Origin of the sequence: Ligilactobacillus sp. (assembly GCF_036846325.1) — a bacterium.
In the GTDB taxonomy this organism is placed as follows: domain Bacteria; phylum Bacillota; class Bacilli; order Lactobacillales; family Lactobacillaceae; genus Ligilactobacillus.
Map to the genome: position 1 here is coordinate 23,461 of NZ_DAIUCE010000008.1, position 10,883 is coordinate 34,343.

Annotated in this window: 14 protein-coding genes; all 14 read left to right on the forward strand. The window is 48.4% G+C overall.

Annotation, left to right across the window (positions count from 1 at the left end):
* Positions 1-338 precede the first annotated feature (338 nt).
* The 14 genes from V7Z60_RS01775 to V7Z60_RS01840 all read left to right on the forward strand — a co-directional run bounded on the left by V7Z60_RS01775 (position 339) and on the right by V7Z60_RS01840 (position 10,507).
* Positions 339-1,568 carry an ammonium transporter gene (locus V7Z60_RS01775; RefSeq protein WP_334115829.1) on the forward strand — a complete coding sequence of 410 codons (1,230 nt, stop codon included), beginning with the start codon at positions 339-341 and terminating at the stop codon, positions 1,566-1,568.
* Positions 1,568-2,086 (forward strand): AmiS/UreI family transporter, encoded by a 519-nt coding sequence (locus tag V7Z60_RS01780; protein ID WP_334115830.1) that lies wholly within the window; start codon positions 1,568-1,570, stop codon positions 2,084-2,086. The genes V7Z60_RS01775 and V7Z60_RS01780 overlap by 1 nt, the downstream gene beginning before the upstream one ends.
* A 15-nt stretch (positions 2,087-2,101) precedes the next feature.
* Positions 2,102-2,404, forward strand: coding sequence for an urease subunit gamma (locus tag V7Z60_RS01785; RefSeq protein ID WP_334115842.1), 303 nt, complete (start codon positions 2,102-2,104; stop codon positions 2,402-2,404).
* A 19-nt stretch (positions 2,405-2,423) separates the two neighbouring features.
* Positions 2,424-2,750 carry an urease subunit beta gene (locus V7Z60_RS01790; protein ID WP_003694778.1) on the forward strand — a complete coding sequence of 109 codons (327 nt, stop codon included), beginning with the start codon at positions 2,424-2,426 and terminating at the stop codon, positions 2,748-2,750.
* Between the two features lie 2 nt (positions 2,751-2,752).
* Positions 2,753-4,474 carry an urease subunit alpha gene (ureC, locus tag V7Z60_RS01795; protein WP_334115831.1) on the forward strand — a complete coding sequence of 574 codons (1,722 nt, stop codon included), beginning with the start codon at positions 2,753-2,755 and terminating at the stop codon, positions 4,472-4,474.
* A gap of 70 nt (positions 4,475-4,544) precedes the next feature.
* Positions 4,545-5,000, forward strand: a complete 456-nt coding sequence (locus tag V7Z60_RS01800; protein WP_334115832.1) for an urease accessory protein UreE — start codon at positions 4,545-4,547, stop codon at positions 4,998-5,000.
* Positions 4,990-5,691 (forward strand): urease accessory protein UreF, encoded by a 702-nt coding sequence (locus V7Z60_RS01805; protein WP_334115833.1) that lies wholly within the window; start codon positions 4,990-4,992, stop codon positions 5,689-5,691. The genes V7Z60_RS01800 and V7Z60_RS01805 overlap by 11 nt, the downstream gene beginning before the upstream one ends.
* Positions 5,692-5,717: 26 nt before the next feature.
* On the forward strand, positions 5,718-6,338 hold the full coding sequence (ureG, locus tag V7Z60_RS01810) for an urease accessory protein UreG (protein WP_334115834.1): 621 nt from the start codon (positions 5,718-5,720) through the stop codon (positions 6,336-6,338).
* On the forward strand, positions 6,335-7,180 hold the full coding sequence (locus V7Z60_RS01815; RefSeq protein WP_334115835.1) for an urease accessory protein UreD: 846 nt from the start codon (positions 6,335-6,337) through the stop codon (positions 7,178-7,180). The genes ureG and V7Z60_RS01815 overlap by 4 nt, the downstream gene beginning before the upstream one ends.
* A 2-nt stretch (positions 7,181-7,182) precedes the next feature.
* Positions 7,183-7,560 (forward strand): fluoride efflux transporter CrcB, encoded by a 378-nt coding sequence (gene crcB, locus V7Z60_RS01820; protein WP_334115836.1) that lies wholly within the window; start codon positions 7,183-7,185, stop codon positions 7,558-7,560.
* A gap of 13 nt (positions 7,561-7,573) precedes the next feature.
* Entirely contained in the window at positions 7,574-7,969 is a 396-nt protein-coding gene (locus V7Z60_RS01825) for a fluoride efflux transporter FluC (RefSeq protein WP_334115837.1), read from the forward strand.
* A gap of 12 nt (positions 7,970-7,981) precedes the next feature.
* Positions 7,982-8,974, forward strand: a complete 993-nt coding sequence (gene cbiM, locus V7Z60_RS01830) for a cobalt transporter CbiM (RefSeq protein ID WP_334115838.1) — start codon at positions 7,982-7,984, stop codon at positions 8,972-8,974.
* A complete protein-coding gene (locus V7Z60_RS01835) occupies positions 8,955-9,755 on the forward strand; it encodes a CbiQ family ECF transporter T component (RefSeq protein ID WP_334115839.1) in 801 nt (266 codons plus the stop codon). The genes cbiM and V7Z60_RS01835 overlap by 20 nt, the downstream gene beginning before the upstream one ends.
* The gene (locus V7Z60_RS01840; RefSeq protein WP_334115840.1) at positions 9,752-10,507 is read left to right on the forward strand and encodes an energy-coupling factor ABC transporter ATP-binding protein; all 756 of its coding nucleotides are present in this window, start codon (positions 9,752-9,754) and stop codon (positions 10,505-10,507) included. The genes V7Z60_RS01835 and V7Z60_RS01840 overlap by 4 nt, the downstream gene beginning before the upstream one ends.
* The last annotated feature ends 376 nt before the right edge of the window (positions 10,508-10,883 follow it).

The following is a 10,883-nucleotide window of genomic DNA, read 5'->3' on the forward strand; positions in this document are numbered from 1 at the left end:
TTCAGTTTGAAGTATTTTTTAAGATAAGTAAATCGTTAATAAAATCATAAGAAAAACAACACTTTAATTACCAACAAGTTTCATAAAAAATTCTGAATAGTGAAAAAACATTGCAGACAGGCGCTAATTCTTGCGATTGAAATTTTTAAGTGATATAACGAAAACATAAGCGATAGCATAAAAGATAATTAATACATATTCACAAGTTACTGCATACATATCATTTGAATATTTTAGAAAAGAAGTGGCTGAAATGTGTATTATCGGGATAACTTAAGACCATCTGCCATTCATGATGGTCTTTTTATTTTCGAAATAATTTAAAGGAGTGAATATTTATGCACATAAGTACAGGGGATACAACGTTCATGATGCTTTGTACGGCAATGGTGTGTCTGATGACGCCCGGCCTGGCATTCTTCTATGGAGGACTTTCAAGAAGCAAGAACGTTCTTCTGATTATGATGGAGTCGTTCATTTCAATGGGAATAGTTACGCTGATCTGGATCTTCGGCGGATTCGGCCTGGCATTCGGCCGTGACGTTCACGGGATTATCGGGATGCCGACTGATTATTTTGCACTTCATAATGTTTCGCTCGTGCCAAATGCAGTGCACGCAGCATCGATTCCCTTTGCACTGTTCTTTTTATTTCAATTGATGTTCTGCGTGATTACGGTTCCGTTGATTACAGGTGCATTTGCACAGAGACTCAACGTCAAGGGATATGTTCTGATGCTGATTTTCTGGACGATTCTGGTTTATCTTCCGGTATGTCACTGGGTCTGGGGAAATGGCTTCCTGGCAAAGATGGGATTCGTTGACTTTGCGGGTGGAACCGTCATCCATACGACAGCCGGATTTGCGGCGCTGGCAAGCATTGCGGTTCTTGGCAAGCGTCAGCTTAAGGAGCGAAGCATGAAGCCAAGCAATCTGATGGCTGCGGCAATCGGGACCGGACTTTTGTGGTTCGGCTGGTTCGGTTTTAATTCCGGCGGTGCATTGAAGGCCGGTTTGCTGGCAACGACTGCATTCATGAATACGATTGTCGGTCTTGCAAGCGGAATGGTCGTCTGGCTGATTTATGCCAAAATCGTTCACGGTCACATCAGCTTTGTCGACGTGCTTACCGGATCGGTGGCCGGACTTGCAACGATTACGCCTTGTGCGGGCTACATTAAGCCGACGATGGCAGTCGTTGTCGGCATTGTTGCCGGCATCGTCTGCAACGTTGCCGTTTCCATCCAGGAAAAGCTCGGCTGGGACGATGCGCTCGGCGTCTGGGGCGTTCATGGCATGGGCGGCTTTACCGGAACGATCCTGATCGGTATTCTGGCAAGCAGGACCATCAACGGTGTTGCTGCAGGATGGCATCAGTTCATGATTCAGGCCTTAGGTGTGATTCTCGTTGCCGTTTATGCATTCGTCATTACATGGATTCTTGTCAAAGTGCTTTCCATGATTACTGACATCAAGCCTACAAGAGAGCAGGTCGAGGAAGGACTCGACAAGGTTCTGCTTGATGAGGCGACTTATGATTTCAATTCCCTGAAGGGAGGTGAAGAATAATGCTTGGAGTAGTATTGCTTTACGTTGGTATTGTCTTGATCAGCAATGGTTTTTACGCCGTCGAAGGAATCAAGGACAAGTCAATCGTCGTGATGAACTTCTTCACGGGCGGACTGGGATTAATCCTGAACATTGTCTCAATTTCCTATGGCGTGGTTGCGGGAAAGCCTGAAAGCTGGTTCTACGCAAGCGCAACAGGTCTGCTGTTCGCATTCACATATCTTTATGTTGCACTCAATGCGATTTTTGATTTTGATCAACGGCTTTATGGATGGTACAGCTTGTTTGTTGCGATAAATTCAATCCCGGCCGGAATTTTATGTTTCCAGAATTTCGGCGGCAATTGGATTTATGGAATCATCTGGTTTGCCTGGGGAATTTTGTGGCTGACAGGATTTCTTTCAAACAATCTCAAGTGGAATCTCGGAAAGTTTCCGGGATATCTGGGAATCATTGAAGGAATTTTAACGGCTTGGATTCCAGGATTTTTGATGCTTTTAAACATGTGGCCTAAGTAGAAGGAAGGATAAATGATGCAGCTTACAGAGCGTGAGAGAGAAAAGATGATTATCAGTCTGGCTGGTATGATTGCACAGCAGAGAAAGGACAAGGGCTTGAAATTAAACCATCCGGAAAGTGTTGCCTTGATTACAAGCTATATTCTTGAAGGTGCCCGTGCCGGTAAATCAGTTTCCGAACTGATGAACGAAGGCGGACAGGTCCTGACAAGAGAAGACGTCATGGAAGGCGTGCCTGAAATGATTCCGATGATTCAGGTTGAAGCAACCTTTGTCGACGGCACGAAGCTTGTCACGATTCACGATCCTATTCGTTAAGAGAAAGAAGGAAATTTAAATGATTCCAGGAGAATATAAGTTATCGGATGAAAAAGTGCCATATAACGTCGGATACGAAGCAATCTCGCTTGAAGTCAAGAACGTCGGCGACCGTGCCGTTCAAGTCGGCTCGCACTATCATTTCTATGAAGCAAATGAAGAAGGCCTGCGCTTTGATCGCAAGAAGGCCTTTGGCAAGAGACTGGACATTCCAGCGGGAACTGCTGTCAGATTTGAACCGGGCGAAAAGAGAACGGTAAATTTGATTGACTTTGGCGGCAAGCGTCGCATATTTGGCTTTAACAACAGGGTCAACGGCTACCTTGACGAAAGCACGGAGGAATAATTATGAGTTTTGAAATGGATCGAAAGCAGTTTACCCAAATGTTCGGACCGACAGTCGGTGACAGCGTTCGTTTGGGCGACACGAATTTATTTGCACGAATTGAAAAGGATTTGACCGTGCATGGACAGGAAAGCAAGTTCGGCGGCGGCAAGGTCCTGCGCGACGGCATGGGCGTTAACGCAACTGAAACGCGCGAAAACAACCCTCTTGTAGCAGACACGATCATCAGTGATGCAACAATCATCGACTACACGGGCATCTATAAGGCCGATATCGGCATCAGAGACGGCAAGATTCTTGCAATCGGCAAGGGCGGCAACCCTGACAACATGGACAACATCGATTTTGTCGTCGGTGCAAGCACGGAAGCAATTTCCGGCGAAGGCATGATTGTAACTGCCGGCGGCATCGACATTCACGTTCACTATCTTTCACCAGGCCTGACGCACGCAGCTCTCGACAACGGGATTACGACACTGTTCGGCGGCGGCACAGGTCCTGCCGACGGATCCAATTCCGCAACCTGCTCACCAGGCAGGTTCCATATGCATCGCATGATTGAAGCACATGACAATGAACCTGTCAATGTCGGCATCATGGCCAAGGGTGCCGGCGCAACTCCCGAAACGATCGAAGAACAGATCAGAGCAGGTGCTGCCGCCGTCAAGACACACGAAGACTGGGGCGCAACTGCAGCCGGAATCGACAATTCAATCAAGGCTGCTGACAAGTATGACGTTCAGTTTGCCGTTCACACCGACTCGCTTAACGAAGGCGGCTTTGTCGAGAACACGATCAACGCATTCGGCGGCCGCACGGTTCACACGTTCCATACAGAAGGTGCCGGCGGCGGACATGCTCCTGACATTATGATCGTTGCAGGACAAAAGAACGTTCTGCCTTCTTCGACGAATCCGACGAACCCGTACACGAAGAACGTCATCGACGAACTCTTCGACATGACAATGGTCTGCCACAACCTTGATCCCAAGGTTCCAGAAGACGTTGCCTTTGCTGAATCACGTGTCCGCAAGCAGACCGTTGCCGCTGAAGACGTCCTGCATGACATGGGTGCCTTGAGTGTCATGACTTCGGATGCGATGGCAATGGGCCGTGTCGGTGAAGTCGCAATGCGCTGCTGGCAGCTTGCCGACAAGATGAAGCTTCAACGCGGACCTCTTGAAGGCGACTCCGAATATTCAGACAACAACCGTATCAAGCGCTATGTTGCCAAATACACGATCAACCCTGCAATCATGAACGGTATTTCAGATTACGTCGGTTCAATCGAACCGGGCAAGTATGCCGACCTCGTTATCTGGGAACCAGCCAAATTCGGTACGAAGCCGAAGATGGTTCTCAAGGCAGGCATGATCGCATACGGCGTCATGGGCGATGCAAGCTCCAGTCTGCCGACGCCTGAACCACGCATGATGCGCGATCTCTACGGCGCAAAGGGCAAGGCTGTCGGAAGCACAAGCATCACATTCGTTTCACAGTATGCCTACGAGCACAACATCAAGGAAGAACTCGGCTTAAACAAGATCGTGCTTCCCGTTCACAACACACGCAATTTGACGAAGCGCGACATGAAGCTCAACAACTATACACCGGAGACAATCAAAATCGATCCGCATTCCTTCAATGTCACGATTGATGACAAATTAATTACCTGCGATCCCGTAGAACGGATCTCACTGGCACAGAGGTACTATTTGTACTGATGAAAAATGCAGGGGCCGGATTTTCATCCGGACCCCTGATACTTAACGATACTGAAGAGAGGGAAAAAAGATGATATTAACTGAGATTTACCGAAACGTGGACGACATCCCGGATATCGAAAGCTACCATATCGAAACCGCAATGGTCAGGAGCGATGATCTGCTGAAGTCGATTCAAAGGGTAACCACGGATCACGGTAATGACTATGGAATCAGGCTTGAAGATGAAAACCAGGTTCTGGAATCAGGCTCTGCATTTAGAATCGGCGAAAAGCGTCTGCTTGTGATCAGCGTGATTCCGGACGAGATGATCGTGGTCAAGCCGAAGAACATTGATGAAATGGGGGTAATCGCACACTTGCTCGGAAATCTGCACAAGCCGGTTCAGGTCAAGGACGGCACGATTTCACTTTTGCTGGACAAAGTCGTCGTCAATACGCTTGACAAGCGCCATGCTGATTATGAAATCAAGCAGATTAAGCTTGATGAGCCGCTCAAGTATGCGGACTTGACGAATGGAAAATGAAATTTTGAAATATCTCGAAGTGTTCCAGATCTGTGACTCGACGTTTCCAATCGGAACGTTCAATCATTCCTTTGGAATGGAGAATTATCTGCATGACCGGCGCATCAGGAAGGCTCCGGAGTTCAACATCTGGATCACGAATTACTATCGTTCCCAGTTCAAGTACGGGGAAGGACTGTTGACCAGAATCTGCTACGAGGCGATTGAAAATGATGACTTCGAGAAAATCATCGAATACGATAATTCCCTGACCAAGGCGACCCTTGCGCTTGAAACAAGGGAAGGGACAAAGATGATTGCGCATCAGATGATCGGACTGATCAACCGGATCTACGGGAATTCGATTAATCTTCTGAACCGTTATGAACGGGCGATTGACGATGGAAAGGCATACGGAAATCCGGCAATAGTCTTTACGATCTTTGCCCACTACAAGGGAATGAAACAGCGTGATCTGACGCTGATGTACGGTTACAGCGTCGCTTCGACGCTTGTGCAGAATGCTGTGCGGGCAGTACCTCTTGGACAGAAGGAAGGACAGGTTATTTTAAACGGACTGATCTTTCTTCTGGACAAGGTCTGCGCAGAAATCTCGGAACTGGATGAAGAATTTCTCGGTGCGAATGCCCCGGGACTGGAACTTGCACAAATCAGGCATGAGACGCAGACCTCGCGCCTGTTCATGTCATGAAATCAATTTACAAAGGAAGTTTTTTAATGAAACGTGCAGTAAGAATAGGTGTTGGCGGCCCGGTCGGCTCCGGAAAGACGATGCTGATCGAACGCCTGACGCGCAGATTGAATGATGAGTACAACATGGCTGTAATCACAAACGACATTTATACGAAGGAAGACGCCAGGTTCATGGTAAGGAATTCCGTCCTTGACAAGGACCGGATCATCGGCGTTGAAACGGGCGGCTGCCCGCATACAGCGATTCGTGAGGATGCTTCAATGAATCTTGCGGCAGTCGAAAAACTGGAAGACCGCTTCAACAACGAGCTTGACATCATCTTCGTCGAAAGCGGCGGCGACAACCTGGCCGCAACGTTCAGCCCGGAACTGGTCGATTTTTCAATCTACATCATCGACGTTGCCGAGGGCGAGAAGATTCCGCGCAAGGCAGGACAGGGAATGATCAAGTCTGACCTGTTCATCATCAACAAAATCGATCTGGCCAGGTATGTCGGAGCAGACCTTGACCGCATGAAGAGCGATTCTGAAATGTTCCGTTCAAACGGCACGTTCCTGTTCACCAACCTTAAAAAGGATCAGGGTCTTGATGAGGTCATCGACTGGATCAAGAATAACTGCCTGTTAGAGGATCTGGAAGCATGAGCATGTATGATGGAACGATCAAATTGAGTTTTGTTTCGAGAAACGGGCGGACGGTCGCAAAGGACACTTACAGAAGCGGCAATTCCCGGCTTTCATCATCGATTCCTGTAAATGACGGAACCCCGTATTATTTTCTGATTGCAACCGGCGGCGGCTATACTGAGGGTGAAAGCTACCTGCAGGAAATTGATCTTGAAGAAGATACTCATGCCGTTTTGACGACGCAGACGCCGAATTACGTCTACAAGAGCGAAAACATGAAGCTGACCCGGCAAAAGGCCAGGGTCAGCGTGGCCAGGAATGCCTGTCTTGAATTCTACATTGACGAGACCATTCCTTACAAGAACGCTTACTATCGTCAAAATACAGAGATTTCAATGGAACACGGTGCCAGACTGATTCTGACCGACGGGCTGACAAGCGGGTGGTCGCCTGACGAGCGCCTGTTTCAGTATCATCAGATCGGTTTGAAGACAACGATTCGTATGGGAAGCGAATTGCTTTTGAATGATTTTCTGCTGGTCGATCCGACAAGCGAGCCGATGCATGAGTTCGGCTATTTTGAAGGAAGAACCAATTTCAACTCTGTCGTCATCATCGATGAGGATGCGGACGGGAAAATGGTTGACGAGTTGAGAAAATATTTGAACGCCTACCAGACGAATTCCGCATGGGGCATCTCATTGCTTGAGGAATCAGGGCTTGTTCTGAGGGTAATGGGGGAAAGCGCCCATGCAAACCATAAGCTCATGTGGCATTTTATCGAGTATTATCGAAAAGAGATTTTGGGATTCGAAGCACTGGATTTGCGTAAGAGCGAACATCTTGAGTTAGGGTGGTAAAAATGAGTATTTTTGTTAATTTTTTGGTGGCAGGCTGCGGGGCATTTTTCGGCGGCGGCGTAAGAAAGCTGTTGTCCGACTGGCTGAACGGATCGGACAAGCCGTTTCCTGTCGGAACGTTTGTCGCAAATGCGGTCGGTTCGCTTTTGATTGGCGTGTTGCTGACGATGTTTCAGACGGGTGAGATGACGGGAACGATGAACGTGTTCCTGGCAACCGGCTTTTGCGGCGGGCTGACAACATTTTCGACCTTTACGCTTGAAGTTTTCAAATACTTTGGAAAGTCAAGGCAAAACACGGCTGTCGGCTACTGGATCCTGAGCGTTGTTGCCTGCATCCTCTGCGTCTACCTGGGGATCTGGCTTGATTTTATGATTTAGCAGGGTGATTTTTATGGATAAGAGAATAGAATTATTGATTGTTTGTTTAGGATGCTTTTTAGGCGGCGGTTTCAGATATCTTGCCGAATTTTTCGTTTCGTTCAGATATTCGGACCAGTTTGCGGTTCTGATCGTCAACCTCATCGGGTGCTTCATCATTGGAATCGTAACTGCTCTCGTAACCAGGAAGACCGTTTCGAAAGGCTGGGGAAAGTTTCTGACGACAGGTTTCTGCGGAGGTCTGACGACGTTTTCGTCATTTGCGAGCGGCATTAATCGCCTGATGTTTTTCGGAAGCACGGGCCTGGCTGTTGTGTACATCGTCTTGAACATGGTTTTGGGAATTCTGTTTGTTTATCTCGGATGCTTCCTTGTCCTGGGTGATAAACTGGGCGAAGTTTTTGATTAGCGGGGGAAGACAATGCATATTCCAGATAATTATCTCAGTCCTCAGACCTGTGCGGTGATGTTTCTGGCTGCGGCACCTGTCGTGGTCTATTCAATCAGGAAAATCAAGGTCAGGCTGAAGGAAAGGAAGGAACTTGCCCCGATGCTCGGAGTCGCCGCATCATTGTCTTTTCTCATGATGATGTTCAACGTTCCGATTCCCGGAGGAACAACGGGACATGCTGTCGGCGGCACGCTGCTTGCAATTCTGATCGGGCCGGATGCGGCCTGTGTCGCGATTTCCACGGCACTTTTCCTGCAGGCGTTCCTGTTTGGAGACGGCGGGATTCTCTCGCTTGGGGCAAACATCTTCAATATGGCCTGCGTGATGCCCTATGTCGGATATTTCATTTGTTCATTCTTCAGGAAAAACGGTCATGACAGCCTTGGAGCAATCATTGGTTCATATCTCGGCATCAATGTCGCAGCGCTGTTTGTCGGAATCGAACTGGGCCTTCAGCCTCTTTTGTTCCATACGGCAAGCGGGCAGCCGCTTTACAATCCCTACCCGCTGTCGCTGACGATTCCAGCAATGTGTCTGTCACACCTTTTGGTTGTCGGCTGGATTGAAGTCTTCTTCACGTTTGTCATTTACAAGTTCGTTCAGCGAGTTGCACCCGGTGAACTTTATGGCGAAAGTTCAGGTGAATTCAGGAAAATCAAGATTTTCTACGGAATAATTCTCGGACTGATTGTCCTGTCACCGCTCGGGCTGCTGGCAAAGGGAACCGCCTTTGGAGAATGGTCGAACCGGGAGCTTCTGGCAAGACTCAAGGCGGAGCATCTTGCTTCGACCTTGCCGCACGGACTTTCCCATGGTTTGTTTTACCAGTCATTCTTAAGCGATTATCAGGTACCGTCAATGTCGTCTGAAATTCTGGGCTATGTCTTAAGCGCATTGATTGCGGTGCTTGTCTTCCTGTTAATAAGCAAGGTTTTGATAAGTTATGCAAAAGAAAGAAAATGAAATGATGCCGGCATGGCTTTTGGGACGTCATGAGCCTGTTGAAATTCCCGAAAAGAAGAATTATGTTCTGGCCAATCTCAGAACCGTTGCCAGAATGCTGCTTTATTTTTCACGATCCAGACCAGGCTATGAAGCAAAGGGACTTCCATGTGTAAGGTTATTCGAATTAGTAGTCATGATTATCTGCATATTATTGTCAAATACAGTCCTCTTTCTTGAAATTATGCTTGTTATTGTAATGCTGCGCCTGGTCTTTCTTCCCGGAATGATTATCCGGGAAACGATGGCGAAACTTCTGAAGCTTATGGTCGTGTCATTGCTGGTGATTATGCCGAGCGTGCTTCTGCACAACGACAACCTGGGGATTTTTCTGGCACGAACCGCGCTGGTAATGCTTTACACCGCGCTGTTTCTGGCAACCACTCCATGGAATCAGTTCGTAGAAGCCCTGGAGCAGCTGCATTTTCCAGGGGTGATGATTCTGACGCTTGACATTACCATCAAGTACATCGGAATTCTGGGAAGGTATCTTGAAGAAATTCTGACAAGCATCAAGCTCAGATCCTTTGGAAACGGAAGCAGTCGGAAAACGGTCGGCGTCATTTTGGGACAGCTTTATCTGACGTCAGGGAAAAGAATGACCGAGCTTTACGAGGCGATGGTTCTGCGAGGCTATGACGGCGAGCATTTCAAGGCAAAAAGCTTTAGGTTCGGAGTCGTCGACTGGCTGACAGTCGTTGAAGTTCTGGCAGTGATAATTATTTGCGGGGTGATCAGATGACAAGGACGCAGGGGGAAGACAATCAGATGATAAGAATCAGGGGCGGAAGCTACAGCTATCAAAATCAAGTCGGGTTTCAGGGACTGGATTTTGAAGCCGGGGAAGGCGAATCCATCTGCATCATGGGGCCTAACGGTGCCGGCAAATCGACTCTGCTGAAGGCAGTCGTCGGACTGTATCCTCTTGATGAGGGCACCTACGATTTTTGCGGGCAGAGAATCGATGCCGCTTTTTTGAAGGATCGCATGAAATCAAGCAAGCTCTATCAGCAAATCGGGTTCGTTTTTCAAAACAGCGAGATTCAGCTTTTCAACACGAGCGTTTACGATGAGATTGCCTTTGGTCCGCGAAACCTTGGCCTTGCTGAAGAAGAGGTCAGGGAGCGGGTTGAAGACTGCCTCTATCTGCTGCAGATTGAAAATTTGCGGGATCGCATTCCCTGGCAGCTCTCCGGCGGCGAGCAGAAACTGGTTGCAATCGCCGGCATTTTATCATCCAATCCCGAGGTAATCATCTTTGACGAACCGTTTAACGGGCTTTCGCGCAGACACTGCCGGGCGGTCAGAGAGGTTATCCAGAAACTAAGGAAAGCCGGCAAGACGATTATCATTTCGAGTCATCATTTCAACCAGATAAAGAATCTGGTCGATGAAATTTATATTTTTTCAGAAGAGCACACGATTGTCAGGAAGATTGCGACTGGTGATCTGAAGGATATGCCGGAGTTCGGGGAATATTTGGATAATGTGTAAGGTGTGGAGCCGAACGCTCAGCCCCCGCGTATCCAAGGTGCACTTGCGACGGGTAAGCTCGTCTTGCCCGAGCAAGGGTGCTTGGGACAAGGGGGTTGTGAGGCGAAACCTGATTATGACAAGGTGCGAAGACCAGCCGCTCAACAAGGCGGTAGATAAGGAGGGACGCAAGCATTGGGCGACCGAAGGCGAGCTTGTCTCGTCCAGGGAGACCTTGGTTGCGATAGGGGGAATGCGAGCTGGAACCTGATTATGACAAGGTGTGGAAGCGAACGCTCAGCCCCTGAGCACTAAGGAGGCTCGCACGACGGCAGGTCATCCTGCCAAGTGGGAGCTTCTTAGGCGGAGGGGGTTGCGAGCTGGAACCTGATTATGA

Excerpts from the sequence above, each read along its gene's own strand:
- V7Z60_RS01775 (WP_334115829.1), top strand. The coding sequence starts at position 339 with ATGCACATAAGTACAGGGGATACAACGTTCATGATGCTTTGTACGGCA.
- V7Z60_RS01780 (WP_334115830.1), top strand. The coding sequence starts at position 1,568 with ATGCTTGGAGTAGTATTGCTTTACGTTGGTATTGTCTTGATCAGCAAT.
- V7Z60_RS01785 (WP_334115842.1), top strand. The coding sequence starts at position 2,102 with ATGCAGCTTACAGAGCGTGAGAGAGAAAAGATGATTATCAGTCTGGCT.
- V7Z60_RS01790 (WP_003694778.1), top strand. The coding sequence starts at position 2,424 with ATGATTCCAGGAGAATATAAGTTATCGGATGAAAAAGTGCCATATAAC.
- ureC (WP_334115831.1), top strand. The coding sequence starts at position 2,753 with ATGAGTTTTGAAATGGATCGAAAGCAGTTTACCCAAATGTTCGGACCG.
- V7Z60_RS01800 (WP_334115832.1), top strand. The coding sequence starts at position 4,545 with ATGATATTAACTGAGATTTACCGAAACGTGGACGACATCCCGGATATC.
- V7Z60_RS01805 (WP_334115833.1), top strand. The coding sequence starts at position 4,990 with ATGGAAAATGAAATTTTGAAATATCTCGAAGTGTTCCAGATCTGTGAC.
- ureG (WP_334115834.1), top strand. The coding sequence starts at position 5,718 with ATGAAACGTGCAGTAAGAATAGGTGTTGGCGGCCCGGTCGGCTCCGGA.
- V7Z60_RS01815 (WP_334115835.1), top strand. The coding sequence starts at position 6,335 with ATGAGCATGTATGATGGAACGATCAAATTGAGTTTTGTTTCGAGAAAC.
- crcB (WP_334115836.1), top strand. The coding sequence starts at position 7,183 with ATGAGTATTTTTGTTAATTTTTTGGTGGCAGGCTGCGGGGCATTTTTC.
- V7Z60_RS01825 (WP_334115837.1), top strand. The coding sequence starts at position 7,574 with ATGGATAAGAGAATAGAATTATTGATTGTTTGTTTAGGATGCTTTTTA.
- cbiM (WP_334115838.1), top strand. The coding sequence starts at position 7,982 with ATGCATATTCCAGATAATTATCTCAGTCCTCAGACCTGTGCGGTGATG.
- V7Z60_RS01835 (WP_334115839.1), top strand. The coding sequence starts at position 8,955 with ATGCAAAAGAAAGAAAATGAAATGATGCCGGCATGGCTTTTGGGACGT.
- V7Z60_RS01840 (WP_334115840.1), top strand. The coding sequence starts at position 9,752 with ATGACAAGGACGCAGGGGGAAGACAATCAGATGATAAGAATCAGGGGC.